Annotated in this window: 26 protein-coding genes and 3 tRNA genes; 14 read left to right on the plus strand and 15 right to left on the minus strand. The window is 62.0% G+C overall.

Translation table 11 applies throughout. The features are described from left to right. Positions 1 to 22: 22 nt before the first annotated feature. Positions 23 to 418: a DUF3069 domain-containing protein gene (locus KUV81_RS05275; protein WP_222542795.1), complete on the minus strand. Its 396-nt coding sequence runs from the start codon at positions 416 to 418 to the stop codon at positions 23 to 25. A gap of 181 nt (positions 419 to 599) precedes the next feature. On the opposite strand from KUV81_RS05275, the gene KUV81_RS05280 reads away from it, so the two are divergent. Then, on the plus strand, positions 600 to 1,817 hold the full coding sequence (locus tag KUV81_RS05280) for a hypothetical protein (RefSeq protein WP_222542796.1): 1,218 nt from the start codon (positions 600 to 602) through the stop codon (positions 1,815 to 1,817). 39 nt (positions 1,818 to 1,856) lie between these two features. Here KUV81_RS05280 and KUV81_RS05285 read toward each other — a convergent pair. The 5 genes from KUV81_RS05285 to KUV81_RS05305 form a co-directional block, all read right to left on the minus strand. Then, positions 1,857 to 1,933: transfer RNA gene (locus KUV81_RS05285), tRNA-Val, on the minus strand. 6 nt (positions 1,934 to 1,939) lie between these two features. Next, a tRNA-Val gene (locus tag KUV81_RS05290) sits at positions 1,940 to 2,016 on the minus strand. 7 nt (positions 2,017 to 2,023) lie between these two features. Next, positions 2,024 to 2,100 (minus strand) — tRNA-Val (locus tag KUV81_RS05295). Positions 2,101 to 2,213: 113 nt separating this feature from the next. Beyond that, positions 2,214 to 3,209, minus strand: a complete 996-nt coding sequence (locus KUV81_RS05300) for a DUF3080 family protein (RefSeq protein WP_222542797.1) — start codon at positions 3,207 to 3,209, stop codon at positions 2,214 to 2,216. Continuing rightward, on the minus strand, positions 3,190 to 4,545 hold the full coding sequence (locus KUV81_RS05305; RefSeq protein WP_222542798.1) for an MATE family efflux transporter: 1,356 nt from the start codon (positions 4,543 to 4,545) through the stop codon (positions 3,190 to 3,192). The genes KUV81_RS05300 and KUV81_RS05305 overlap by 20 nt, the downstream gene beginning before the upstream one ends. A 46-nt stretch (positions 4,546 to 4,591) precedes the next feature. On the opposite strand from KUV81_RS05305, the gene KUV81_RS05310 reads away from it, so the two are divergent. Next, entirely contained in the window at positions 4,592 to 5,212 is a 621-nt protein-coding gene (locus KUV81_RS05310) for a riboflavin synthase subunit alpha (protein ID WP_222542799.1), read from the plus strand. Here the strand turns inward: KUV81_RS05310 and KUV81_RS05315 are convergent. From KUV81_RS05315 to KUV81_RS05325, 3 genes are read right to left on the minus strand one after another with little or no spacing between them, the layout of a single operon-like run. Next, the gene (locus tag KUV81_RS05315) at positions 5,206 to 5,412 is read right to left on the minus strand and encodes a CPXCG motif-containing cysteine-rich protein (RefSeq protein ID WP_222542800.1); all 207 of its coding nucleotides are present in this window, start codon (positions 5,410 to 5,412) and stop codon (positions 5,206 to 5,208) included. The genes KUV81_RS05310 and KUV81_RS05315 overlap by 7 nt on opposite strands. 2 nt (positions 5,413 to 5,414) lie before the next feature. Then, entirely contained in the window at positions 5,415 to 6,164 is a 750-nt protein-coding gene (locus KUV81_RS05320) for a pteridine reductase (RefSeq protein WP_222542801.1), read from the minus strand. After that, entirely contained in the window at positions 6,157 to 7,020 is an 864-nt protein-coding gene (locus KUV81_RS05325) for a fructosamine kinase family protein (protein ID WP_222542802.1), read from the minus strand. The genes KUV81_RS05320 and KUV81_RS05325 overlap by 8 nt, the downstream gene beginning before the upstream one ends. A gap of 293 nt (positions 7,021 to 7,313) precedes the next feature. On the opposite strand from KUV81_RS05325, the gene thrS reads away from it, so the two are divergent. From thrS to rplT, 4 genes are all read left to right on the plus strand, one after another. Beyond that, complete coding sequence (gene thrS, locus KUV81_RS05330) at positions 7,314 to 9,248, plus strand: threonine--tRNA ligase (protein ID WP_222542803.1); 1,935 nt, start codon at positions 7,314 to 7,316, stop codon at positions 9,246 to 9,248. Positions 9,249 to 9,251: 3 nt separating this feature from the next. Next, positions 9,252 to 9,797 carry a translation initiation factor IF-3 gene (gene infC / locus KUV81_RS05335; RefSeq protein WP_222543351.1) on the plus strand — a complete coding sequence of 182 codons (546 nt, stop codon included), beginning with the start codon at positions 9,252 to 9,254 and terminating at the stop codon, positions 9,795 to 9,797. A gap of 92 nt (positions 9,798 to 9,889) precedes the next feature. Continuing rightward, positions 9,890 to 10,087: a 50S ribosomal protein L35 gene (rpmI, locus tag KUV81_RS05340; protein WP_013345357.1), complete on the plus strand. Its 198-nt coding sequence runs from the start codon at positions 9,890 to 9,892 to the stop codon at positions 10,085 to 10,087. A gap of 21 nt (positions 10,088 to 10,108) precedes the next feature. Further along, on the plus strand, positions 10,109 to 10,468 hold the full coding sequence (gene rplT / locus KUV81_RS05345; protein WP_222542804.1) for a 50S ribosomal protein L20: 360 nt from the start codon (positions 10,109 to 10,111) through the stop codon (positions 10,466 to 10,468). Positions 10,469 to 10,544: 76 nt separating this feature from the next. On the opposite strand, the gene KUV81_RS05350 is transcribed toward rplT, so the two are convergent. Then, positions 10,545 to 11,345, minus strand: coding sequence for a DUF1853 family protein (locus tag KUV81_RS05350; protein ID WP_222542805.1), 801 nt, complete (start codon positions 11,343 to 11,345; stop codon positions 10,545 to 10,547). Positions 11,346 to 11,379: 34 nt separating this feature from the next. Next, a complete protein-coding gene (locus KUV81_RS05355) occupies positions 11,380 to 11,739 on the minus strand; it encodes a hypothetical protein (protein WP_222542806.1) in 360 nt (119 codons plus the stop codon). Between the two features lie 373 nt (positions 11,740 to 12,112). Between KUV81_RS05355 and KUV81_RS05360 the strand changes: the two genes are divergently transcribed. Then, entirely contained in the window at positions 12,113 to 12,697 is a 585-nt protein-coding gene (locus tag KUV81_RS05360; RefSeq protein WP_222542807.1) for a hypothetical protein, read from the plus strand. 19 nt (positions 12,698 to 12,716) lie between these two features. Here KUV81_RS05360 and KUV81_RS05365 read toward each other — a convergent pair whose 3' ends face one another. After that, positions 12,717 to 13,472 carry a 7-cyano-7-deazaguanine synthase gene (locus KUV81_RS05365; protein WP_222542808.1) on the minus strand — a complete coding sequence of 252 codons (756 nt, stop codon included), beginning with the start codon at positions 13,470 to 13,472 and terminating at the stop codon, positions 12,717 to 12,719. A 292-nt stretch (positions 13,473 to 13,764) separates the two neighbouring features. On the opposite strand from KUV81_RS05365, the gene KUV81_RS05370 reads away from it, so the two are divergent. Together KUV81_RS05370 and KUV81_RS05375 are read left to right on the plus strand one after the other, a co-directional pair. Then, a complete protein-coding gene (locus KUV81_RS05370) occupies positions 13,765 to 14,757 on the plus strand; it encodes a 2-hydroxyacid dehydrogenase (RefSeq protein ID WP_222542809.1) in 993 nt (330 codons plus the stop codon). Positions 14,758 to 14,775: 18 nt separating this feature from the next. Continuing rightward, positions 14,776 to 15,531 carry a Nif3-like dinuclear metal center hexameric protein gene (locus KUV81_RS05375; protein ID WP_222542810.1) on the plus strand — a complete coding sequence of 252 codons (756 nt, stop codon included), beginning with the start codon at positions 14,776 to 14,778 and terminating at the stop codon, positions 15,529 to 15,531. Here the strand turns inward: KUV81_RS05375 and KUV81_RS05380 are convergent. The 3 genes from KUV81_RS05380 to metG all read right to left on the minus strand — a co-directional run bounded on the left by KUV81_RS05380 (position 15,528) and on the right by metG (position 21,021). Continuing rightward, a complete protein-coding gene (locus KUV81_RS05380; protein ID WP_222542811.1) occupies positions 15,528 to 17,327 on the minus strand; it encodes a cation:proton antiporter in 1,800 nt (599 codons plus the stop codon). The two genes, KUV81_RS05375 and KUV81_RS05380, sit on opposite strands and share 4 nt — an antisense overlap. Positions 17,328 to 17,394: 67 nt before the next feature. After that, positions 17,395 to 18,828 (minus strand): DUF4384 domain-containing protein, encoded by a 1,434-nt coding sequence (locus tag KUV81_RS05385; protein WP_222542812.1) that lies wholly within the window; start codon positions 18,826 to 18,828, stop codon positions 17,395 to 17,397. 138 nt (positions 18,829 to 18,966) lie between these two features. Further along, on the minus strand, positions 18,967 to 21,021 hold the full coding sequence (metG, locus tag KUV81_RS05390; protein WP_222542813.1) for a methionine--tRNA ligase: 2,055 nt from the start codon (positions 21,019 to 21,021) through the stop codon (positions 18,967 to 18,969). Between the two features lie 158 nt (positions 21,022 to 21,179). Here metG and apbC point away from each other — a divergent pair, with 158 nt between their 5' ends. Genes apbC through mltG form a run of 5 tightly spaced genes read left to right on the plus strand, consistent with a single transcriptional unit; the run spans position 21,180 to position 25,414 of the window. Then, positions 21,180 to 22,292 carry an iron-sulfur cluster carrier protein ApbC gene (apbC, locus tag KUV81_RS05395; protein ID WP_222542814.1) on the plus strand — a complete coding sequence of 371 codons (1,113 nt, stop codon included), beginning with the start codon at positions 21,180 to 21,182 and terminating at the stop codon, positions 22,290 to 22,292. 48 nt (positions 22,293 to 22,340) lie between these two features. After that, a complete protein-coding gene (udk, locus tag KUV81_RS05400; protein ID WP_222543352.1) occupies positions 22,341 to 22,985 on the plus strand; it encodes a uridine kinase in 645 nt (214 codons plus the stop codon). Positions 22,986 to 23,016: 31 nt separating this feature from the next. Then, positions 23,017 to 23,601 carry a dCTP deaminase gene (dcd, locus tag KUV81_RS05405; RefSeq protein WP_222542815.1) on the plus strand — a complete coding sequence of 195 codons (585 nt, stop codon included), beginning with the start codon at positions 23,017 to 23,019 and terminating at the stop codon, positions 23,599 to 23,601. Further along, the gene (gene pabC / locus KUV81_RS05410) at positions 23,598 to 24,410 is read left to right on the plus strand and encodes an aminodeoxychorismate lyase (RefSeq protein WP_222542816.1); all 813 of its coding nucleotides are present in this window, start codon (positions 23,598 to 23,600) and stop codon (positions 24,408 to 24,410) included. Before dcd ends, pabC begins: the two co-directional genes overlap by 4 nt. Beyond that, positions 24,401 to 25,414, plus strand: coding sequence for an endolytic transglycosylase MltG (mltG, locus tag KUV81_RS05415; protein WP_222542817.1), 1,014 nt, complete (start codon positions 24,401 to 24,403; stop codon positions 25,412 to 25,414). Before pabC ends, mltG begins: the two co-directional genes overlap by 10 nt. The last annotated feature ends 2 nt before the right edge of the window (positions 25,415 to 25,416 follow it).

Here is a 25,416-nt window from a genome sequence, read left to right on the forward strand (position 1 = left end):
GGCATCATAAAGCTGAGTCGACTTAGGCTTTGAAGGGCGCCTGGAACTCGAGCTTCAAGGAGGGGGTGCGGCGGGCGGCTTTGAGGTCTTTGATCATCATCTTGATGCCCTGGCTCAGCAGCTGCTCGAGCATCGCCTCGGCCTGAGCTTCGTTACGCTCTTCACCCTCGCTGTTCTTATCCACCATGGCCATGAGTTCGGCGGTGGGGCCCACCAGGGTGTACGCCACAACAGCCTGAAACTGCTCGAAGTTGTCGAGGATGTTTTTGGCACTTTGAGGCTGGCTATCCCAAGCAGCGCGCAGCGGCGCTTCGACGGCGTTGTAGACGCTCAGCACCGCTTCATGTTGCTCTGCCGGGGTTTCCATGTGGTCGAGCACCTGTTGGAGCTCGGTGGGGATGGCGACGGATTCGCTCATGGTCATCTCACTTTGGAGGTTGGAAAAACCGGTATCTTAGCGGATCGGGCCGAAATGTCAGTGCCCAAGCGCCGTTTCCGGTGGCTAATGGCCACGTCATCGCCATACACAAGGGATGTGGCAAGGAGCAGATCACTGAACTAGCGTTAGTTTATGGTGTGTACGGTCTCAGGGAGGAGCCATGAAGCCATGCCAGGACTTACTCAGTGAACTCACTACGGACGCCTCGCCCGGGGCGTGGCAAACACGGCGTTTTCAGGCCAATCTGCTGGATGCGGCCGATGCCCTTTTAGATCTGGGCCCCGATCTCTACACCCTGCGTCAATTGGAGATGGCCTTTGACCGTCGGCGCGCCATCCCGGCGCAGGTGGTCATCAAGCTGGCGTTGTCCAAACGCATCCTCTGCGATCTGCGCGATCCCTACCGTTTTACCGTGGTGGTGCCGCTGCTGGCGGACCACCGCCGCCTGCTGACGCCTCAGGAGCACCCTCAGGGGGAGGCCTGCCTGCAACGCAAGCTGGAGCAGTTGCAGTGGCTCTTTGGCAGTGCGCTGTGGCACGACTGGCGGATGATCCTGGTGGATGACGGTTGTCCGGATCACAGTGGGCGCATCGCCCGGCGCCAGTTGCTAAGACTGGGCCGTTCCCGCCGAGCCCAGGTGCACTTTGTCGAGCGTGCTGGAGAGAACCGGAGTCATAAAGGGGCCGCCATTACCCTGGGTTTGCACCAGGCCCTGGCGCACTGGGGCACGGAGCACCACCTGGTGATGGTGTCGAACGCGGCCATCGACGTAAACCTGGGTCAACTGGGGTTGCTGGCCCAGCCCATGTTGGCGGGCCGGTTATGGCAGGTGGTGGGCAGCCGTCGTTTGCCTTACGCCGTTGCACGGCAAAACGCGCCCAACCCGGAGGCGCTGCTGGTGGAATACCTGTGGCGACGGATGATGCCGCAACTTAACGGGCTGGGGGATCCCTTTAGCGGATTCTGCGGCTTTCGCGCCCAGATATTGGCGTCTCTGCTGGAGGGGGTGACCGAGTTGGGTCCGGCCCAGGCGCTGGAGTGGCCGCTAAAGGCCCAGCTCAGTGAACCGGACAGCATCAAGGAGGTGGCGGTGGCGCACCTTGGACAAGCGGAGCAGGGCACCGTTCCCGCGTTGGGTCCACTGCCAATGTTGCAGGCGGCATCGCGGCTTTACCGGCGTTACCTGCCCCAACTGCCGGTCAGTGAGCAGTTTTCGACCCTTGTGGAGGGTTTGGATGCGCCGCGCTGGGAGGCGCTGGTTGGTGCCATGGCTGGGCCATTGCTGGCCGCAGCGCCAGAAGACCTGGCCCGTCGCTGCCTGTTTTCGCCCCAGCACCTGGCGGCCCGGGCCCGGGTGAAACTCAGCCGGGAGAGATAGCAAAAAGCCCGCTCAGATGAGCGGGCTTTTTGGTGTATATGGTGCGTCTAAGTAGACTCGAACTACCGACCCCCACCATGTCAAGGTGGTGCTCTAACCAACTGAGCTATAGACGCGAAATGTGGTGCGTCCGAGTAGACTCGAACTACCGACCCCCACCATGTCAAGGTGGTGCTCTAACCAACTGAGCTACGGACGCAAAAAGATGGTGCGTCCGAGTAGATTCGAACTACCGACCCCCACCATGTCAAGGTGGTGCTCTAACCAACTGAGCTACGGACGCACTGTGCTGTCGTCGACAGCGAGGCGTATAGTAATCACGCCCTGAGGATCTCGCAAGGGGATTTTCCCAAAGGGGTGATCAAATGGCGATGCTTTATCCAAAGCGGCGAGGGATCAGCCCGTCGGGGCGCCCGGTTGCTGGCCACAGCGTTCAAGCAGGGTCTGCCAGGTTTGGGTATGCAATTGAATCGCTGAGTAAAAGCGCCCTCTTAGGCTGTCGGCGTCCTGCCCCAGGTAGAAGGCAAAGTAGGGATCCTCCGGCAGGGGCGAGAGCAGAGCGGTCAGCGGTGGGGTCAGTCGACGATCGGCGTTTTGGATCTGCGACAGCAGTGGCTGAACCCGTTCGCCGTAGATGGCCGTCAGCACATTGGGCAGCACCGTCATGGTCTCGTGCTGGCAGGCCAGGGTGGGCAGGGTCTCAAGCATGGCGCTGGCCTGCTCCAGGGTGACGGTGGCGCTTATCATGGCGCGATGGAGCGAGCGAGGCAGTTCGGCCCGGTAGAGCACCGCGAGGTGGCTTTCGAGGGTTTGTTGCGGGTCCAGGGGTTCATCCAGCACGCTGAGCCGGGGCGTCATCCGTTTGAGGGCATTCAGGCTCTGCTCGGCTTCGGCCAGGGGCCCAAAGCGCCAACCTTTGCCCTCGGCCCCCAGGTTAAACCAGATCTCATCACTGAGCAGAAACAGCCTGGGGCCCAACCGGGGCAGCTGCTGCGCCTTGTGGGTCAGCAACGCCTGGTGCAGCTCACGGCCCTCCTCGTCCAGGCTGTCGGGATCGCAACGGGTTAATCGATGGGCCAGCTCATGGTGGTAGAGCAGTTGCTGCGAGGGGGGAGAGACTCGACCCAACTGAGCGTTGTGCTGGGCAATCAGTGGCAGCACACCGCAGGGCTTGAGTTTCAGTGGGGTCAGCAAAGAGACGGTGAGATCCGTTTGTGACGGTTGCCAGAGGTGTTTGGCTGGGCGCGGCGGCGGCGTCAGCTCTATTGCTGGCCGCTCGGTATTCAGCACCCGCTCCAGACGAGTCAGGTAGTCGTCCAGGGTGCCGTCGGGGCCCGGTTGGCACCCCGACAGCAACAGCAGCGGCAGAAGCTTAAGCAGCCACCGTAGCATGGCGCTTCTGGATCTGTTTTAGGCGAATTTGCAGCAACAGGGCGGCGAAGGAGAGGCCGGAGAGGAAACCAATCCAGAAGCCGTGGGCCCCCATCGGTGCCACAAGCCAGTCGGTCAGACCCACCACGTAACCCACGGTCATCCCCACACCCCAGTAGGAGATAAAGGCGATCCACAGGATGGAGACGGTGTCCTTGTAGCCCCGCAAGGCCGCGGCACTGACCACCTGGATGGAGTCGGAGATCTGGTAGAAGGCGCAGAGGAACATCAGCTGCACCGCCAGGGCGATCACCGGCGCGTCGTTGCTGTAGAGGTTGGCGATCCAGTCGCGGGCCAGCACGGTCAGCAGGGCTGTGGCCAGGGCGACGCCCACCCCCAGCCAGAGTCCCACCTTGGCCACCATGGCGGCGATCTCCGGTTGCTTGCGGCCCAGGTAGTAGCCCACCCGGATGGTCACGGCGATGCCGATGGAGAGTGGCAACATAAAGATGATGCTGGAGAAGTTGGCCGCCACCTGGTGGCCAGCCACCACCACGGAGCCCAGCGGGGCGATCATCACCGCCACGAAGGCGAACAGCGTCACCTCGAAAAACACCGCCAGCGCCACCGGCAGGCCCAGCTTGACGACGGTTTTTTGTGCACTCCAGTCGATGCCTTTAAACCCTTTGAACAGTTCAAAGTCTTTGAAACGCCCACTGAAGGCCAGGTAGATCACCATGGCCAGGGCCATGCCCCAGAACACGATGGCGGTGGCCACACCACAGCCGGCACCACCCATGGCGGGCATCCCCAGGTGACCATTGATGAAGATGTAGTTGGCGGGCACGTTGATGGCCAGGCCGATAAAGCCAATGATCATCGACGGCAGGGTCCAGCTCAGCCCCTCGGTGAAGCTGCGCAGCACCTGGAACAGCAAAAACGCCGGCGCGCCCCAGAGAATGGCGTCCAGGTAACCGACGGTCAGGGCTTCCAGTTGGGGCTCCAGTTCCATACGGGTCAGCACCCAGTGGGCATTGGCCAGCAGAATCATGGTCAGCACGCTGCAGGCCAGTGCCAGGTAGAGAGCCTGGTGAACCAGGGGACGGATCTGGCCCTCTTCGCCGGCGCCGTGGAGATGGGAGATGAGCGGTGGCAGGGCCATGATGATGCCGGCAAACAGCAAGATGGTGGGGAGCCACAAGCTGGTGCCAACGGCCACGGCGGCCATGTCCACCGGGCTGACCTGGCCGGCCATGACGGTGTCGATAAACCCCATCATGGTCTGGGCCACCTGGGCAGCGAGAACGGGCAGCGCCAGCTGCACCAGTTTTTTGACTTGGTAGCCAGTGTTATGCATTGTGTACGGCCAAAAGCAGTTCTGTTGAGTGTAAGCGAGTAGTTAAATGTTCACCGGCATCGTGGCGACAACCGCACCCATTGTGGCGATCGAGGAAAAGGATCGTCTGCGCACCCTGGTGGTGGCGCTGGAGGATCGTGAAAGAGAGAACCTGGAGATCGGGGCCAGTGTGGCCAACAACGGCGTTTGTCTGACGGTGACTAAGCTGCAAGATAATAAGGTCTTTTTCGACGTCATGGAAGAGACTTTACGGCTGACCAACCTGGAGTTTGTGAAGGTCGGAAGCCAGCTCAACATTGAACGTTCTTTGGTGTTTGGCAAAGAGGTTGGTGGCCACATCGTCTCCGGCCATGTGCACACCCGCGCCACCCTCACCGAGCTTGAGAAAACCGACACCAACTGCCGCATTCGCCTGACCGTGGCCCCCCAATGGATGAAGTACATTCTGCACAAAGGCTTCGTGGCGGTAGACGGTTGCAGTCTGACCGTGGGGGAGGTGTTCGAGGATGGGTTTAACCTTCATCTGATCCCAGAAACCCTGGCCATCACCAACCTGGGTGAGCGACAGGTGGGGGACAGGCTCAATATTGAGATCGACAGTCAGACGCAGACCATCGTGGATACGGTGGAGCGGGTGCTGGCGGCCCGGGAGGCCCGGGCTCAGTAGTTCTGCTCGTCGTCGGCGTCGACAAAGAGCTGAACCTTTTGCTCCAGCTCGTCGATGTGCAGCCGCAGGTGTATGGCGTTGCAGCAGGCGCTGCAATCCTCGAAAAACTCCTGGTCTCCGCCGCTGCTGTCGATGGCCACCCGGGTGTGGTAGCCGCAATGGGGGCAGGTGATGATCTGTTCACTGGCGCCGAGTTTCATACTCAGGCTCCTTTCAGGGGGGCCAGGCTGCGACCGCCGTCCACCGCGATCACCTGACCGGTTACGTAACTGCCGCCCCGGGCCAGAAACAGCGCCGTGGCGGCGATCTCCTCCAGTGTCCCAAGCCGTCCCAGGGGCACCTGTTCCAGCACTGCATCCTGCTGATCAGGCTCGCCCCCCTGCTCGGGCCAGAGAATGGCGCCGGGGGCGATGGCGTTGACCCGGCAGTGGGGGGCCAACTCCAGGGCCAGGGACTGGGTCATCATCACCAGGGCCGCCTTGGCCATGCAGTACAGTGTATGCCCTTTTAACGGGCTGCGAGCGTGCACATCCACCAGGTTGATGATGCTGCCCTGAGCCTCTATCAGCGCGGGCGCCAGAGCCTGGCTGAGGATGAGCGGCGCCTGCATATTGCTGCCCACCAGATCCTGCCAGGCGGTGTCGTCCATCTGGCCCACCGGCGTGGGGTAGAAGCGCGATGCGTTGTTGATCAGCAGATCCAGCCGTTGCCACTGGGCCAGCGCGTGGTTGGCTAAATCACGCACGGCCCCAGGGTGGCACAGGTCCGCCTGCAACACCCGAGCGCTGTCTGGACGGACGCGGTTAAACTGCTCGGCCAGGGCGTCTGCTTCAGCTCGGGAGGCCAGGCAGTGGATCAGCACCCGGTAACCCTCGCCATGAAAGGCTTTGGCCAGAGCCGCACCCACTCGTTTCCCTGCGCCGGTGATCAGCGCTACCGGTGCCTCAGCCACAGAACAGCTCCCGCAGTTGATGCTGGCACTGCTGCAGGTAGCTGCCGCCAAACAGGTTCAGGTGATTGAGCAGGTGGTAGAGCTGGTAGATGGGGCGGCGCTGGGCGTAACCGGCGTCCAGGGGCCACTCGGCGTCGTAGCCTTTATAGAAGTCCCCGGGGAAGCGGGAGAAGAGTTCTGACATGGCCAGGTCAGTTTCGCGATCGCCGTAGTAGCTGGCGGGATCGAACAGCACGCCTTCGCCATCGCAAAAACCCAGGTTGCCGCGCCAGAGATCGCCGTGCAGCAGCGAGGCGGGGGGCTGGTGGCCCAGCAGGCGGCCGGCACAGGCTTCCACCCAGCGATCCACCGGGCCCAGCTGAAACCCCTTGTCTTCGGCCAGCTTCAGCTGCCAACCGATGCGCTGCTCGGCGAAAAACTGCCCCCAGTTGCGCTGCCAGCGATTGGGCTGCTCCGTGGTGCCGATGAAATTGTCCTCATCGAAACCGTACTCGGCCTGGGTCTGGGCACGGTGCAGTCGCGCCAGCTGCTGGCCAAACATGAACCATTGGGCCGCGTTGGCGCTGCCGAGCTCCAGGTACTCCAGCACCAAAAACGCGTGGTCGCCGGTGGAGCCGTAGTGCACCACCTCCGGCACTCGCAGCTCCTTGCTTTGCGCCAGGCGGGAGAGGGCCAGGGCCTCCTGCTCAAACAGGGCCACCAGGGGGCGGTCGTTCACCTTCACAAACAAGCGGGTGTGGTCATCCTCAATGGCGTAAGCCTGATGGATGTCACCGCCGCTGATGCGCTGGCGTTGATTGATGCGAAAATCGCGACCCAGAGCGTCGCTGATTTGTTCGCTGATCCCGTTCCACATCGAAATATCCCTTCTCCCGACGCAGCGTCGCCGCTGCCGCACTCTATTATTGCTCGTTAAAGATAGGGATAGCACTGATCTGGGTAAAGTATTCGCGCAATTGCTGACCAGGCTGAAGAAATGGATGAGGTTCATCGACAGACCCGTCTTGAGCCCTACCGCGATAGTCGATAGACTCCTCCCTTCACCGTCGGAGAACTGGCACTCGTAACGTCATGGCCCGGCGCTGAATCCACACATCTCAGTACACTCATGTGGTCCTTGGTATGGATCACCACTGACTGGAGCACAACATGCCCGTAATTACCCTTCCTGACGGCAGTCAACGCCAATTCGACAACCCGGTTTCCGTGATGGACGTGGCCCTGGACATCGGTCCCGGGCTGGCCAAGGCCTGTTTGGCCGGTCGCGTCAACGGCGAACTGGTGGACGCCTGTGAAATCATTGAGCAGGATGCCGAGCTGGCGATCATCACCACCCGTGATGAAGAAGGCCTGGAATTCATCCGCCACTCCTGCGCCCACCTTTTGGGTCACGCCATCAAGCAGCTGTGGCCGGAAACCAAGATGGCCATCGGTCCGGTGATCGACAACGGCTTCTATTACGATGTCGATCTCGAGCACAAGCTGACTCAGGAAGATCTCGACGCGCTGGAAAAGCGGATGCTGGAGCTGGCGAAGAAGAACTACGACGTCATCAAAAAGACCGTCAGCTGGCAGGAAGCCCGCGATACCTTCGAGGCCCGCGGCGAGACCTACAAGGTCGAGATCCTGGACGAGAACATCAGCAAGGATGATCGTCCCGGCCTGTACCACCATGAAGAATACATCGACATGTGCCGTGGCCCGCACGTGCCGAACATGCGCCACTGCCATCACTTCAAGCTGATGAGCGTGGCCGGCGCCTACTGGCGTGGTAACTCCGACAACAAGATGCTGCAACGGGTCTACGGCACCGCCTGGGCCGACAAGAAGCAGCTGAAAGCGCACCTGAAGCGCCTCGAGGAAGCGGCCAAGCGGGATCACCGTAAGATCGGTAAAGCCCTGGACCTGTTCCACTGGCAGGAAGAAGCGCCGGGCATGGTGTTCTGGCACAACGACGGCTGGACCATCTACCAGGAGCTGGAGAACTACATGCGCACTCAGCTGCGCAAGTACCAGTATGAAGAGGTGCGCACCCCGCTGGTGATGGACCGCGTCATGTGGGAGCGCTCCGGTCACTGGGACAAGTACTCCGAGATGATCTTCGCCACCGAGTCCGAGAAGCGGACCTACGCGGTGAAGCCGATGAACTGTCCCGGCCACCTGCAGATCTTTAAACAGGGTCTGAAGTCCTACCGCGACCTACCGTACCGTATGGCGGAGTTCGGTCTGGTGCACCGCAACGAGCCCTCCGGCTCCCTGCACGGCCTGATGCGGGTGCGCTCCTTTACCCAGGATGACGCCCACATCTTCTGTACCGATGAGCAGATCCTCGACGAGGTGACCAGCTGCATCAAGATGGTGTACGACACCTACAAGACCTTCGGCTTCGAAGAGATTGAGGTGAAGCTGTCCACCCGTCCGGAGCAGCGCATCGGTGCCGATGAACTGTGGGACAAAGCGGAGCACTCTCTGGCCGAGGCCCTGGACGCCAACGGCCTGAGCTACGAGCTGCAGCCGGGCGAGGGCGCCTTCTACGGTCCGAAGATCGAGTTCACCCTGCACGACTGCCTGGATCGCGCCTGGCAGTGTGGCACCATCCAGCTGGACTTCTCCATGCCTCAGCCCGAGCGCCTGGACGTCAGCTACGTGGGTGAAGACAACAGCCGCAAGGTGCCGGTGATGATCCACCGCGCCATTCTCGGTTCCCTGGAGCGCTTTATCGGCATCCTTATCGAGGAGTACGCCGGTAAGCTGCCCACCTGGTTGGCGCCGACCCAGGTTCAGGTCATGAACATTACCGACAATCAGGCCGATTATGTGCGCCAGGTCGTCGATACGTTGAATGACCGGGGACTTCGCGCCAAGGCGGACTTGAGAAACGAGAAGATTGGCTTTAAAATCCGCGAACACACTTTGAAGCGGGTTCCCTACTTGCTGGTCTGTGGTGACCAGGAGATGGAAAATGGGGAAGTCGCGATTCGTACACGAAATGGCGTTGACCTGGGCAAAATGAAGCTGGAACAGTTTGTTGCAGCGGTGTCCGGCGAAGTGGCCAGCCGTAGTCTTAAAATGCTGGAGGAATAAGCGATTAAAGGCGGAAAACAGAGAGGTCCGGTTAATAAGGACCGCAACCGTATCAATGGCGAAGTGCGTTCACCCCAGGTGCGACTGATCGACGCCGACGGTGAACAGGCGGGTATCGTTTCCAGCCGCGAGGCCCTGGAGATTGCCGGCGCAGCGGGCCTGGATCTGGTTGAGATCAGCCCCAATGCAGAGCCCCCGGTCTGCCGCATCATGGACTACGGTAAGTTCCTGTACGAGAAGAGTAAGGCTGCTAACGAGCAGCGAAAGAAAACCAAGCAGATCCAGGTTAAGGAAGTCAAATTCCGTCCTGGGACTGATGTGGGCGACTATCAGGTAAAACTACGCAACCTGACTCGCTTCTTGGAGAACGGTGACAAAGTGAAAGTTACACTGCGTTTCCGTGGTCGCGAAATGGCGCACCAACAGCTGGGCTTTGATCTGCTGAATCGTATTAAAGACGACGTGGTAGAGCTGGGCCAGGTGGAATCCTTCCCGAAAATGGAAGGGCGTCAAGCCATTATGGTTCTCGCACCGAAAAAGAAACAGTAAGGCCCACAAGTAACTGAACAGCCGGGCTCCGTGCTCGGCTGCTTTTGTTCGCCTTGCAGTTCATTTAATTTAACAATGCGGAGTTTCTTCCAATGCCGAAGATGAAATCTCACCGGGGCGCCGCCAAGCGCTTCAAGAAGACCGCCTCTGGCGGCTTCAAGCGCAAGCAGTCTCACCTGCGCCACATCCTGACCAAGAAATCTACCAAGCGTAAGCGTCACCTGCGTGCCGCTGCAATGGTAGCCAAAGTAGACGTAGCATCCGTTCAGCGCATGCTGCCGTACGCTTAATAGACTGGTAGGAGATAAAACATGGCTCGTGTAAAACGTGGTGTGACCGCTCGTGCCCGTCACAAGAAAGTTCTCAAGCAAGCTAAGGGTTACTACGGTGCCCGTAGCCGTATCTATCGTGTAGCATTCCAAGCCGTTACCAAGGCTGGTCAATACGCTTACCGTGACCGTCGCCAGAAAAAGCGCGTGTTCCGTCAGCTGTGGATCGCCCGTATCAACGCTGCTGCCCGTCAGAACGGCATGTCTTACAGCCGTTTCATCAACGGTCTGAAGAAGGCTTCTGTTGAGATCGATCGTAAGATCCTGGCCGATATCGCCGTATTCGACAAAGTGGTTTTCGCCGCTCTGGTCGAGAAAGCGAAGGAAGCTCTGGCCAAGTGATGCGTCGCCTTCGGGCAACGACACACTGACCAGTGAAGAGGGGGTGCCGAATGGCGCCCCCTTTTTTTGTGCCCGATCACCAGTTATCCGGCACCACGAAGGCCCAGGCCTCACGCTCGACGTCGTACAGGTGCTTGGGCCAGTCCAGTTCGGTGGGTGGCCGGTAGCGGGGCAGCAAGCGCCAGTCGCGGCCGGCCAGCCAGTCGGTACGCGCCAGCCGCCGCCAGTGGCGCTGTGGCAGGGCGCTGTGGCGGTACCAGTACCCCAAGGGGACCCGGCGGTCGATGCGTGGGGGCAGGGCGCCGCTGTGAGGCTCCAGATAGAGGCGCCCCTGCAACACGATGCGCTGCTGGCCAATCTCCCAGCCTCGGGCATGACAGAGGGCACGACCGGGTTGGGTGCGCAGCAGAGGCAGTTGGTGACTCTCCAGGCGCGCGAGCTTCTCCTCCAGGCAATCCTGCTTGCCCGGCCCGATCCATTGACCCAAGGCGTCGCTGGGGGGCAAACCCAGATAGAATTTTACCGCCACCTCCCAGTGCTCAAGCCGCTCCGTCACCGCGTTGTGCAACACAAAATCGGCGCTGCCGATCACCCTTTTTTGCTGGGACACCACCAGGTTGTGGGCCAACAGCTGATAATCCGGGTGCAAGTCGAAGGCGAGGCACCAAAGCTGCTCGTAGTAGTGGCCCAGGCGGCCGCCACGTCGGATCTTGAGCAGGGGCGAGCCCTGTCGCGTTTCCAGGGTGGGCAACTGGGCCAGTACAGGCTGGGCAAAGGTGTGGAGAAAGTCGGCGTTGATGTAGGGGCCGCCGGTCACCATCGGCGGGCTGGACAGCAGCCAGGTGAGATCGCGAATGACGGGGTGAGAGAGGGGCATAAAAAAAGCCGACCCGAGGGTCGGCTCTTTAAGCTTAGTAGCCGCGAGGCAGTTTGGAGCCTTGGGACAGCTTCTGGGCCCAGGCGTCTTTGGGGCTCAGGCCGCCTTTGCCACCGGTGGCTTTCGGCGCGGACTTGGCTTTTTTCGGTGCTGCCGGCTTGGCTGCGGCCTTTTTAGGTGCCGGCTTCTTGGCTTCCGCCTTGGGGGCGGCTTCGGCGGGAGCAGCGCCGGCCAGTTCGGCGGCCATGTCGGCCAGTTCACCCAGACGAACGGACTTGCCGTCATCCACTTTGAACCAGCTGCCTTTTTGCTCGATTTGAGGCTCTTTGCCGTGTTTGGCGATGTACGCCGCGGTGAACTGGGCGATCACCTCTTCCTTGGTCATTTTTGACATAGTTACAGTGTCGTTGTTGAAAATGTCAGCGGCCGATGATACCGCCATGGGGGGTGGGGTTCAACCGTAACTGGCGACAATATAACCAGCAACAGTAAGAACTTAGGGTTGATCATGGATCCCGTTACCCCGGTTGCGATGGGCCTGGCTTTGTGCTGCTGGCCGGGGCTGTGCCCAGTCGCTTAAGAATGGATTAACTGGCTACACAACCCACTTTTGGGGGATCCTGCCGCGCTGACGTGACTCCGATAGCGGGTTGCGCCATCGACATTGTCGAGACGGAAAATGACAGGCTCAGCTGTTGTAATGTGCGCCGCGCAATCCCACCGCCCCTGTGTCGCGAACCCGCTGCCCCCAAAGTGAGAACCCAAAGATGATCGATTTACATAACGAGGAGCACCTGGGCGCCATCGTGTTTGCCCTGTTGGGCCTGGCCGCCCTGTATTACCTGGCCAAGCCGGAGTCTGAGCAGGAGCGACAAGCGCGAGAGGAAGAGCAGGCGCGGGCGAACCGGCAGCGTCAACAGCGCGAGGAGGCGCAGGCGCGCGCTGAAGCGAAGCGGCGGGCTCAGGAGCAGGCGGCTCGTGAACAGGCCGAGCAGGAAGCGGCGGCGCGCAAACAGGCAAAAGCGGAGCAGTGGGAAGCGCGGGTGCGCGGCGTCAAGTCGGTGTTTCAAAGCAACCCGGTGCAAGGGCTGGAGCTGGATAAGATCCTGGCGCGTTACGAGGTGGCGCTGGCACAAAATCTGGCACTTGAAGAGGACAACGCCCGTTTGGCTCAGCTGGCTGAGGTGGCGGTGGGGCGAGTTCGAATGTTGGAGGAGCAGCTTCAAGCGGGGGAGGGGCAGCCCCTGTCTCGACGCCAGATGCGGCGCATCCGTGCGCTGCTGCATCCTGATCGCGGGGGGTGTCCGGAAACCTACAAACGGGTGGACGCCATTTTAAGTGGCCCGGCCTGAGCCAGACCAGAGCGCGACGTTATCGCAGCACCCGGCGGCCAAACAGCTTCTCACGCAGTTTGCGGCCGTTACGGCGCGGGTCCAGATGGTAAATCAATCGCGCCCGCAGGGGCAGACGATGGCTCATGCCGCGCTCCATCGCCTGGCAGCAGGGGCTGCAGCGGCCACAGGGCTGGTCGCTCTTGGCCTTGTGACAAAACCAGGTGTCCTCGAGCAGTGCTAAGAAGCCCATCTTCTCGGCCCCTTCGGCCATGTCGGACTTGGTCAGATGGGCCACGGGGAAGGCGAAGTCGCGCAGCACCGGGTAGGCCTCGGCCGGTGTGGTGTCCGGCGAAACCCGAGTCGCCAGGGTCCCGTCGGGGCTGGTCAGGATTTTGATCATCCCGCTGGGGGCGTTCTCCACCGACAGCTCAACGTTCTCCAGGCCGAACTGACGACACATCCTGGCCAGCACGTCGTACTGGGTGCCCAGGCGGTACTCCTGGCGCAGTTGGGCGAAGGGCGTCGATATCGCCGGGTTGGGCTCGATGGCGTCCTCTTCAATGGTGCGCAGTGGCAGCAGGCGAGGGGCGGCCTCGGCATCGAAGTTCGACAGTTGCGCGCGGATCTTCTCCATGCGAGACAGCTCCACCCGGTAGGACGGTCGGGACCGGCTCAGCAGGTAGACCGGCTGCACCACGGCACCTTCCTGCAAAAGTGCCTGCATAACGCGGAAGGTGGAGTCCCAGCCTCCGGTCCACAGGATGGTGATGGGGGCGCCCGATTGCTCTGCCATGGTTTGCCTCGCGTGATCTGGTCAAAAAACGGCGGGATGATAGCAATGGGCCCGGCCATAACGAAACCCTTCCCCCTGAAAGAGCGCCCAGACCGGAAGCCCGTCACAAAATCGCGGGGACCTGCCGTCCCAGGCGCGCTTAAACGCCATTGCAGCACGCTCACTCTCCGATATCCGTACCGTCGCCAAAGCCGTCAAGTTGACGTAATCTGCCTCTTGGGTAGGCAGAGGCGGCAAAGCGCGCTACACCTTTGCTGTACAGCCACCATCGCCACGCTTAGGAAGGGGCACTATGGACGCCAAACGCATCGCGGTATTCTCCTCAAAACCCTACGACAAACACTTTCTCGACGAGGCCAACCAAGGGACTGGTCTCACCCTGGATTACTTTGAGAACCGCTTGAAATGGGAAACGGCCAAGCTGACCGAGGGCTATGACGCGGTGTCCTGCTTTGTGAACGACATCGTCGACCGACCTGTGCTGGAGACCTTGGTGGACAACGGGATCCGGATGATCGCCTTGCGTTGCGCCGGCTTTAACAACGTCGATCTGGTGGCCGCCAAGGAGCTGGGGGTGCAGGTGGCGCGGGTGCCCGGTTACTCGCCGGAGTCTGTGGCGGAGCACACGGTGGCGATGATCCTGGCGCTGAATCGCAAGATCACCAAAGCCTATAACCGGGTAAAGGAACACAATTTCGATCTCGATGGCCTGCTGGGGTTCAACCTGCAAAAGAGCACCGTCGGCATCATCGGCACGGGGAAAATTGGCCTGGCCACCATGAGAGCCCTGAGCGGCTTTGGCTGTCGTTTGCTCTGTTACGATCCCTACCCCTCAGAGGAGGCCGCCAAATACGGAGAGTATTGCGACCTGGACCGGCTCTACCGGGAGTCCGATGTGATCTCCCTGCACTGTCCGCTGACGGAGGAGAGCTACCACCTCATCAACGCCCAGACCATCGCCCAGATGAAGGCCGGGGTGATGCTGATCAACACCTCCCGGGGAGCGCTGGTCAATGCCCAGGATGCCCTCGACGGCATGAAACAGGGTAAGATTGGGTACCTTGGGCTGGATGTGTATGAACTGGAAGGGGATCTCTTCTTCCGTGACCTCTCCGGCAAGGTGCTGCACGACGACGTGTTCGCCCTGCTGCTCAGCTACCCCAATGTGCTGGTGACCGGCCACCAGGGCTACTTCACCAAGGAAGCTTTGAGTGAGATCGGCCAGACCACCATCGACAACCTGCAGGCCCACTTCGAGGGGCGGCAGACCGGAAACGAACTCTAAGGACCTCGCACCAACGTGATGCAACGAGACGAACTACTCCAGTACCTGGACACCTTGCTCAAACCCTGGCAGCTGAAGGATTACGCGCCCAACGGACTTCAGGTGGAGGGCAAAGAGGGGATCCAGACTCTGGTCACCGCGGTGACCGCCGATCAGTTTGCGGTGGACGCGGCGGTAGAGGCCGGCGCGGATGCGCTGTTGGTGCACCACGGCTACTTCTGGAAAAACGAAGCGGCGCCCATTGTCGGCATGAAAAAGCGCCGCATCGAGCAGCTGATCAAGCACGACATCAACCTTATCGCCTATCACCTTCCGCTGGATGTTCACCCGGAACTGGGCAACAACGCCCAACTGGCCAAGGCGCTGGGGATCGTCAACGTTGAACCGCTCGAAGCGGGCAACGAGACCTGTTTGGTGCTCAAGGGCGAACTGGCGCCGCCCCTAAGCGCGCACGCCCTGGCCGAGCGGTTGGCGTCCGCCCTGGCGCGCGCCCCTTTGCACATCGCCGGGCACGACCGTCCCATTCGCCGTCTGGCCTGGTGCACCGGCGGGGCACAGGATTACATCGACCAGGTGGCTGCCGAGGGCCTGGATGCTTTCCTCTCCGGGGAGGTGTCCGAGCGGACCTACCACAGTGCGGTGGAGCAGGGCATCGACTACTTTGCCTGCGGCCACCACGCGACCGAGAAGGGGGGGGTGCGCGCCCTGGGTGAGCATCTGGCCCAGATCTTCAACCTCGACGTTCGCTTTGTGGACACCCCCAACCCAGTTTAATCCGCCTTTGGCTCCTCGGGTTCCACGAGGGCCAAGACCTCCCACCCCGGCCCCGGCTCAAAGGGCGTCGGGGTGGTGAACACCCGAAGTTTTCGCTGCTCGTCAAAGGCAAACAGGGGCAGCGCCCGTTTGCCATTCTTCTCCAGGTACGCCGCCCATCCAAAGCTGTCGCTGAGCTTGGTGGCCTTTACCTGGGCCCCCTTGGCCACCAGACTGCTCAGGCGGGCAAAGCTGGCCTCCTCGTCAAACAGGCACTGGTGCCGCTCCTGGCGGCGCTGTCGGGGACTGCGCTCCCGGCTGGGCTCCGGCAGGCGGTACACCCGGTGCTGTCCGAGGAGGTCCTGGTAGTGAAACGCCACCTCGGTGTTGAGTCGCTGGTAGGGGGAGAGGATCAAAAGCCGGTGGATCAGCGACAGATCCAGCTGGCTGTCGGCGTGCTCCGAGGTGGGGTTGCCGTAGTACACCGGCAGGTTTTTCATTCGGGCCTGGCTCAGGCTGTCCCAGTTGGTATCGCTGAGCAGCACCGGCAGGTCGTAGCGGGCCAGGGCCTCGGCCAGGGTACGGGCCATGGGGTTGGCGCCAAAGATCAGGATGCCGTTGCGTTCCGGGGCCTTGAGCCCCAGCAGGCGTGCCATGGGCGAGGTGAGCAGGCTTTGCAGCACCACGGTACTGATGATCACCAAAAACACCAGGGGCACCAGCTTCTCGGTCTGGGGAAACTGGTGCTGGGCCAGCTTGAGGGCGAACAGGGAGGAGACCGCTGCCGCCACGATCCCCCGCGGCGCGATCCAGCCGATCATCCAGCGCTCCTTGAACTTAAGATCCGAGCCCAGGGCGCACAGCATCACCGCCACCGGCCGGGCCACCAGCAGCAGCACCGCCAGCCAGAGGAAGGCGTTGGTGTCGATAAGCGCCAGGTCTGCCGGGGTCAGCCGGGCGGCCAGCAGGATAAAGAGCGCGGAGATGAGCAAGATGGAGAGGGTCTCCTTGAACTCGATGATCGCCTCCAGATCCACCCCCTTGCTGTTGGCCAGCCAGATCCCCATGACGGTGACGGTCAGCAGGCCGGACTCGTGCATCAGTTCGTTGCTGATGGCAAAGGCCGCCAGCATCAGGGTCAGAGTGGCCACGGTTTGCAGGTAGTGGGGAAAGAGTCTTCGGCGCAGGGCCTGGGCCATCAGGGCCCCGGCCACGGCCCCGGCAATGGCCCCGGTCACCACGGTCAAGCCAAAGGCCACCAGGGCGTGCTCCATCGCCACACTGTGGCTCACGCTGATGTACTCATAGACCAGCACCACCAGCAGGGCACCGATGGGGTCAATGAGGATCCCCTCCCAATGGAGCAGGGTGGCCAGCTTGGGCTTTAAGCGGACACTGCGCAGCAGCGGGGCGATCACCGTCGGTCCGGTGACCACCACCAGGGCGCCGAGCAGGGCGGCCAGCCCCGGTGGCAATTCGAGGATCCAGTAAGCGCTGTAGCCGGCGATGGCGAAGGTCACCAACATGCCGACGCTGACCAGCAGGGTGACCAGCCGGTCCTGCCCTTCGAGATCCGAAAACTTCAGTGTCAGACTGCCCTCAAACAGGATCACCGCCACCGCCAAGGAGACCAGGGGGAACAGCAGATCCCCCAGCAGCGGATCCGGGTTCAGCCAGCCCAGGCCGGGGCCGATGGCCAGCCCCACCAGCAGCAACGGCAGAATGGCCGGGACACGCAACCGAAAGGCGCTCCACTGACAGAGGATGGAAAGCAGGCCGATGCCGGCCAGGGCGAGGGTCGCTGAGATGTCGGGCATGGTTTTTCCTTGGCAGCCAAGTTCTTGAGCATAGCCAAAGTCCACCGTCCGGCGAGGCCGGACGGGATCACAGCCTGGGTGTGGAGGTAAAGGAGAGCACGGCTTCGGCGGACAGCACCTGGGGCTGGCTGGCGGTCTTACGCTTCAGGCCCCGGGTCAGGCTGACCGCCTCCTCTCGTGATTCTCCCACCAAGTGATAGCCGCTGACCCGGTCGTAGCGGGCGCTGGGCAGCGCATTGTCCAGCGGGCGGTTACTGGCCACCACCTGCAGCATCTCGTAGCCAAAGGGCGGCTCCACCACGAACTCCCCCAGCAGCACCCATTTATTGGCCTGCTCCGGACCGATGTAGTGCTGGAAGCGGTGGGGGCCGGTTTCGTCATTCAGCTCCAACAGATAGCTGAGTTTGGCCGGCTCGCCGGTGTGGCCAAGCACATAGAAATAGCCCGAGCGGTTCAGCTTGACCATCAGTTGCACGGTTTCGCCTTCGGCAAACGCCAGGGCCCGGCTGCCCTTGTTGGTTTGCAAGTCCACGGTCAGGGCCGATGGCTCGATGTAACCGGCGTAGAGCAGGCGCTCAAAATCGGGGCTGGCCGGTTCAATGGCCAGGCCCTGGTAGGCGTCGCTGGAGAGGGTCACCAGCTGGGAGTGGACCACCTCGGCGCTGTCGGCGGAGATCAGGGTGTAGAGCAGATCCAGCCCCTGGCCGTTGGCCTGGTAGCTGCCCTGGTAGTGATAGCGTGCCTGGCTGGTGTCGCTCACCCGTTGCGGCCCCAGGGCCTGACTCAGTTGGCTCGCCATTCGCTGGCCAAACTCCGTCACCTGTTGGGAGTGGGGGTAGAGCGGCGGACTGACCCAGATCCCCTGGTAGGCCTTAAGCTGGCCCGTCAGGGTTTCGGCGGCCACGACAAGGGAGGGCAGGGTACGTTGAAACGCCCGCCGCTTCTGGTCCAGTGTGGCGCGATGCGCGGCCAGGTTGGGCAACACCGCCGGTTCGGCGGAAAAGAAGTCGTGTACCACCCGGTACTGCTCCAGCTGTTGCTGTACGGTGAGCAGCTCCAGCAGGGTCTGGTATTGCCCCTCGGACAGTGAGCCCTGCATCCGCTGCACCCCCGCCTCCAGGGTGTCATTGAGCTGGGCGATACGTCCGACATAAGCGGGAAGAACCTCATCGGGGTTCAAACTGCCGGTGCAACTGATCATCTGCTCACCCTGGTGGTAATCACACTGCTGACTCACGCCCATCAGGGGCAGGTTGGAGTGGGTCCGGGACTGCAGGGTAAACAGCGAGACGCCATCGGAGTTTTGAAAGCTGTCCCCTTTGGACTCCACCTGAACGAAGATCTGTTTGCTGAGGGAGGCCAGCACCGCCTGCTCGGCGGCCGCTTTGCAGGCCTGCCGGCTGTCGTGGTGGCGGCATTCGGTTTGGCTTTCGGCCCAGAGCGTCGCCCCTTGAGCGGGCGCCATCAGGGCCAGAAGCAACGCAGCAACGGGGGATTTCATGCCGTCTCCTTGGCAATCAATAGGGGGGAGTCAGCTTCTGAGAGTAGGGAATATTCTTTTTCTGCTCAAGGACTAACCAGCTAGGATAAAAAAACGGAGCCCGAGGGCTCCGTTTCTGCTGTCCGTTGTGGCCAGGCGTTACATGATCCGCTGACCGGGCTTGGCGCCGCTGTCGGGGCTCAGGATGTGGATCTCCTCGCCACCGGGGCCAGCGGCCAGCACCATCCCTTCGGAGAGGCCGAACTTCATCTTGCGAGGGGCCAGGTTCGCCACCATGACAGTGAGGCGCCCCTCCAGATCTTCCGGCTGGTAGGCGGATTTGATGCCCGCGAAGACGTTGCGGGTCTCACCGCCCAAATCCAGGGTCAGCTGCAGCAGCTTATTGGCCCCTTTGACGTGCTCGGCCTTGGCGATGCGGGCCACCCGCAGGTCCACCTTGGCAAACTCGTCGAAGCTGATGGTCTCGGCCACCGGCTCCTTCTCCAGCTCGTCGTTGTGCTCCAGCTCCAGGGCCGGGGCACTGACGGCCTGGTCGGCGGCAAGCTCGGCCTTGGTCTGCTCAATGATGGCGTCGATCTTGGCCGGCTCGATCCGCTGGATCAGGGCCTTGAACTTGTTGATGCCATGGCCGGTCAGCACGGTGTCCAGGCTGTCCCAGGTCAGTTCGGTGTTGAGGAAGGCCTCCACATCGGCCGCCATCTGGGGCAGCACCGGCTTGAGGTAGGTCATCAGCACCTTGAACAGGTGGATCCCCATGGAGCACACCTCGTGGGTTTTTTGCTCCATCCCCTCCTGCTTGGCCAACTGCCAGGGGGCCGCGTCGGCGATGTAGGCGTTGGCCTTGTCCGCCAGGGCCATGATCTCGCGGATCGCCTTGCCGAATTCGCGGCCCTCGTACTGGGCGGCGATGCTCTCTTTGGCGGCCTGGAACTCCGCCAGCAACTCGGGCTGGTCGATGCCCTCGGCCAGCTTGCCGTCAAAGCGCTTGGCGATGAAGCCGGCGGTGCGGCTGGCGATGTTCACCAGTTTGCCCACCATGTCGGAGTTCACCCGCTGGGCGAAGTCCTCAAGGTTCAGGTCCAGATCGTCGATGCGATCGTTGAGCTTGGCCGCGTAGTAGTAGCGCAGGTATTCCGGGTGCAGATTGTCCAGGTAGGTGCGCGCCTTGATAAAGGTGCCGCGGGACTTGGACATCTTCTCGCCATTAACGGTGACGTAGCCGTGGGCGAAGACGTTGGTGGGCTTACGCAGATTGGCACCGTGCAGCATCGCCGGCCAGAACAGGCTGTGGAAGTAGATGATGTCCTTGCCGATAAAGTGGTAGAGCTCGGCGTTGGAGTCGGCCTGCCAGTACTCGTCGAAGTTGAGGTCGTCGCGGCGATCACACAGGTTCTTGAAACTGCCCATGTACCCGATGGGGGCGTCCAGCCAGACGTAGAAGAACTTCTCGCCGTTGGTGCCGGGGATCTCGAAGCCGAAGTAGGGCTTGTCGCGGGAGATGTCCCACTGCTGAAGCCCCTGCTCGAACCATTCCGCCAGCTTGTTGGCCATCTCGGACTGCAGGGCACCGGAGCGGGTCCACTCCTCCAGCACACCCTTGAACTGGGGCAGATCGAAGAAGTAGTGCTCGGACTCTTTAAGAACCGGGGTGGCACCGGTGATCACCGACTTGGGCTCAATCAGCTCTGCCGGGCTGTAGGTGCTGCCGCAGCTTTCGCAGTTGTCGCCGTACTGGTCTTCGGTCTTGCACTTGGGGCAGGTGCCCTTAACGAAGCGGTCGGGCAGAAACATGCCTTTTTCCGGATCGTACAGCTGCTCGATGGTGCGAGTCTGGATGTAGCCGTTGTCTTTCAGGCGGGTGTAGATCTCGGACGCCAGCTCCCGGTTCTCGTCGGAATGGGTCGAGTGGTAGTTATCGAAATCGATGAGGAAATCGGCAAAGTCCGCTTTGTGCTCCTCGGCCACCTTGGCGATCATCGCCTCGGGGGTCATGCCCAGCTTCTGGGCGGTAAGCATGATCGGGGTGCCGTGGGTGTCGTCGGCACACACAAAGGTGCAATGGTGACCGCGTAATTTCTGGAAGCGTACCCAGATGTCCGCCTGGATGTGTTCCAGCATGTGACCCAGGTGAATCGACCCGTTTGCGTAGGGCAGGGCACAGGTCACCAACATTTTTCTGCTTTCGGTTGCCATCGTCTCTCGATATCTGTTCGGACTGCTACAAAGGAGCCAAGTCTAACCGAAGGGAGGGGGTTTTTCACCCACAGGGCAAGCCTTTGACTGCTTTGTGGTCATACCTTCACAGGCGGTTCTGGTACACTGTGGGCAATTGCCAGAACAGGAGCCCGCCAGTGAGCGATCAAGCCATCCGCAACGCCCTTCCCGAACCCCTCTCCACCGAGGTGTTGGCCCGCCTGGAGCAGCACCAGGATCCCCTGTTGGAGCAGGGTCTGGTCAGTGCCGGCATCGTCCGCCACCTGGCGATGGAGGGTCGCTGCCTTCAGCTCGGCCTGGCGTTTCCCTACCCCTGTAAGAGCCAGTACCGTGACCTGGTGATGACCCTCACCCAGAAGCTGTCGGATCTGGAAGCGGTGGACGAGGTGGAGTGCGAGATCGGACTGGCGGTTCCGGCCATCAGTGCCAGCTCCGTGCCCGCCATTCCCAACGTACGCAACGTCATCGCCGTGGCCTCCGGCAAGGGTGGGGTGGGCAAGTCCACCACCGCCATCAACCTGGCCCTGGCGCTGTCCGACGAAGGGGCCCGAGTGGGGGTGTTGGATGCGGACATCTACGGCCCCTCGGTGCCCATCATGCTGGGGGTGACCGATTTCCGTCCGGTGAGCTACGACGGTAATACGATGGCGCCCGCCTTTGCCCACGGGGTAGCGGCCATGTCCATTGGCTTTATGGTGACCGAAGACAACGCCGCGGCTTGGCGTGGCCCCATGGCCGCCGGTGCCCTGGTGCAGCTGATCAACGAAACCCAGTGGCCGGAGCTCGACTACCTGGTGATCGACATGCCGCCGGGCACCGGTGACATCCAGCTGACCCTGTCCCAGAAGGTGCCGGTTTCCGGTGCGGTGATCGTCACCACGCCCCAGGAGATCGCCACCAGTGACGCCCGCAAGGGGATCACCCTGTTCAACAAGGTCAACATCCCGGTACTGGGCATCGTGGAGAACATGAGTTACCACATCTGCGGTCAGTGCGGCAGCAAGGAGCACCCCTTCGGTACCGGCGGTGGTGCCGAGACCGCTGAGCGCTACAAGGTGCCGCTGCTGGGGGACTTGCCGCTGAACCTCTCCATCCGGGAGCACGTGGACTCCGGCTCCCCCAGTGTGGTGGCGGAACCGGACGGGGCCATCGCCGACGCCTACCGGGGCATCGCCCGGCGAGCCGCCGCGGCCCTGGTCAGCCGGTCCGAGCCGGAGCCCTCCCTGGCCATTGAGATCACCAGCGACTGATGCGGTCGACGTCCATAATGAGTTATTCCAGTGTCGAGAACTGAATCCATGTCCAGCCAAGCCCAGTGTGTCATCATCGGAATCGCCGGCGCCTCCGCCTCAGGCAAGAGCCTGATCGCCCGCACCATCTACGAAGAGTTGCGGCGCGACCTGGGGACCGATCAAATCGAGGTGATCAACGAGGACGCCTACTACAAGGACCAGTCCCAACTGACCATGGAGGAGCGGGTCAAGACCAACTACGACCACCCCCAGGCGCTGGATCACGCCCTGCTGCTGGAGCACCTGATCCAGCTCAAGGCAGGCCAGAGCGTTGAGGTCCCCACCTACAGCTATTCCGAACACACCCGGATGGCCGATACCCTCTGTGTCACCCCTAAGAAGGTGATCATCCTGGAGGGGATCCTGCTGCTGACCGACGCCAAACTGCGGGAGCAGATGCACGCCTCCATCTTTATGGACACGCCCCTGGACATCTGCCTGATGCGCCGCTTGGTGCGGGATGTGGAGGAGCGGGGCCGTACCATGGAGTCGGTACTCAAGCAGTACACCCACACGGTGCGCCCCATGTTCATGCAGTTTATCGACCCTTCCAAGCAGCACGCGGACATCATTGTTCCCCGGGGTGGTAAGAACCGCATCGCCATTGATATCCTCAAGGCCAAGATCCGCCAGCTGCTGCATGGCGAATAAAATAACGATAACAACCGATTGGGACTGAAGGATGCGCCTTAACGACATCGAAATCGAACAGTACCTGGACGAGGAGCGGATCGTCATCGAACCGCGCCCCGCCACCGACAAGATCAGCGGCGTCAGCGTCGACGTCTGCCTGGGCAACCGTTTCCGGGTGTTCCAGGACCACACCGCTCCCTACATCGATCTTTCCGGCCCCCGGGAAGAGGTGCAGCGGGCGCTGGAAACCGTGATGAGCGACGAGCTGGTGATCGCCGATGGCGAGGCCTTCTTCCTCCATCCCGGCGAACTGGCCCTGGCGGTGACCCATGAGTCGGTGACCCTGCCGGCGGATGTGGTGGGCTGGCTGGACGGCCGCTCCTCCCTGGCCCGGCTGGGGCTGATGGTCCACGTGACCGCCCACCGAATCGATCCCGGCTGGTCCGGGCAGATCGTGCTGGAGTTTTTCAACAGCGGTAAACTGCCTCTGGCTCTGCGCCCGGGTATGCCCATCGGTGCACTGAACTTTGAGCGCCTCTCCGGCCCATGCGCGCGGCCCTACAACCAGCGCCAGGACGCCAAGTACAAGGATCAGACCGGCGCGGTCGCCAGCCGGATCAGCCAGGACGGATGAAGTTTTGGCTCGACGGTGAACCCACCGAGGCCCTGCCTGCCGACGACCGGGGATTGGCCCTCGGTGATGGCCATTTCACCACCATGCTGGTCAAGCAGGGTCGGGTCGTCCTCTGGTCCCTTCACCAGGCGCGTCTGGCCAAGGCCAACGCTCGTATGGGGCTTACGGACCCGGACTGGGCGCTGCTGGCCCAGGAGATCGAGGCGGTCGCTTCGGACCAAGAGCTGGCGGTGCTGCGTCTGACCCTGACTCGGGGCAGCAGCGGCCGAGGTTACCAGGGCCAGTGGGGCGCGCAGCCCCGTCGCCTGATGACCCTCTCCGAATTTCCCCACCACTACCGACAATGGCAAACCCAGGGCATTGCTGCCGCCGTGGCGCACACCCGATTGGCCACCGGCGGACCCTTGGCGGGTCTGAAAACCCTGGGCCGTCTCGAGCAGGTGCTGCTCAAACGTGAAGCCGAGCAACGGGGCCTGGATGAGCTGCTGGTGTGTGATGCGCAGGGCAATCTGGTGGAGGCCACAGCCGGCAACCTGTTCCTGGTGACGGAGCAGGGGGTCTGGACCCCCGCGCTCAACCGATGCGGAGTGGCGGGCGTGATGCGAGAGCGGGTGATGGCAACCCTGACCGAGATGGGGCACCCTGTCCGGGAGACCGATATCCCCCGGAGCACCCTGAAACAGGTACGCGAAGCCTTTGTGACCAATGCGCTGATGGGGGTGGTCCCCTTGAGCCGTATCGACGATATTGAATTACCCCGCCGCAGCGTGGCGGATGCACTACTGGAGACACTGGATCTATGGCGTTAAAGCGCTGGATGAAGGGCCTGTTGCTGGCGGGCAGCCTTATGATCACCGCGGCACTGGCAGCGGTCCTCTTTGCCTGGCACCAGGCTAACGCGGTGTTGGATGCGCCCCTGGCGCTCGACGAACCGGTGGAGATCACCGTGGACAGCGGACAAAGCGCCCGGGCCTTGTTGCGACAGTGGCAGGCACAGGGCTGGGTGGGCGACGAGTTGTGGCTGAAGCTGGGCCTGAAGCTTCGGCCGGAGCTGGCCGCCATCAAGACCGGCACCTACGACCTGGGCCCGGAGCTGACCGTCGCCGAGGCCCTGGCGCGCCTGGTGGAGGGCGCCGAGAAGCAGTTTCAGATCACCCTGGTGGAGGGCGGCACGGCGGCTCAGTGGCTGGCCCAGGTGCAGGCTCACCCCCGGGTTGAGGTCACGCTGGAGGACGTGGTGGCCCTGGATCTGGCTCTGGGGCTGGAGGATCAGCCCTCCGAAGGCTGGCTCTACCCGGACACCTACGCCTTTGTCGACGGCACCACCGATCTGGCGTTGTTGAGCCGGGCCTACCAGCGCATGGTGACGGCGGTCGAACAGGTATGGGACGAGCGTCAGTCTGAGCTGCCCATCAGCACCCCCTACGAGATGCTGATCCTGGCCTCCATCATCGAAAAGGAGACCGGTCAGCCCCAGGAGCGCGGCCTGGTCAGTTCGGTGTTCGTCAATCGCCTGAACAAGGGGATGCGCCTGCAGACGGATCCTACGGTGATCTACGGGGTGGGGGAGGACTACCAGGGGCGGATCACCCGCAAGCACCTCAACACCTGGACCCCTTACAACACCTATCGGATCCACGGTCTGCCGCCGACCCCCATCGCCAACCCTTCGTTGGCGTCGCTGCAAGCGGCGGTCAATCCCGATGAGTCCGACTACCTCTACTTTGTCTCCAAGGGCAACGGCACACACCAGTTCTCCCGGACCCTGCGGGAGCACAACAACGCCGTTAACCGCTACATTCGAAACCAGTAATC

Origin of the sequence: Ferrimonas balearica (assembly GCF_019802085.1) — a bacterium.
GTDB lineage: Bacteria > Pseudomonadota > Gammaproteobacteria > Enterobacterales > Shewanellaceae > Ferrimonas > Ferrimonas balearica_B.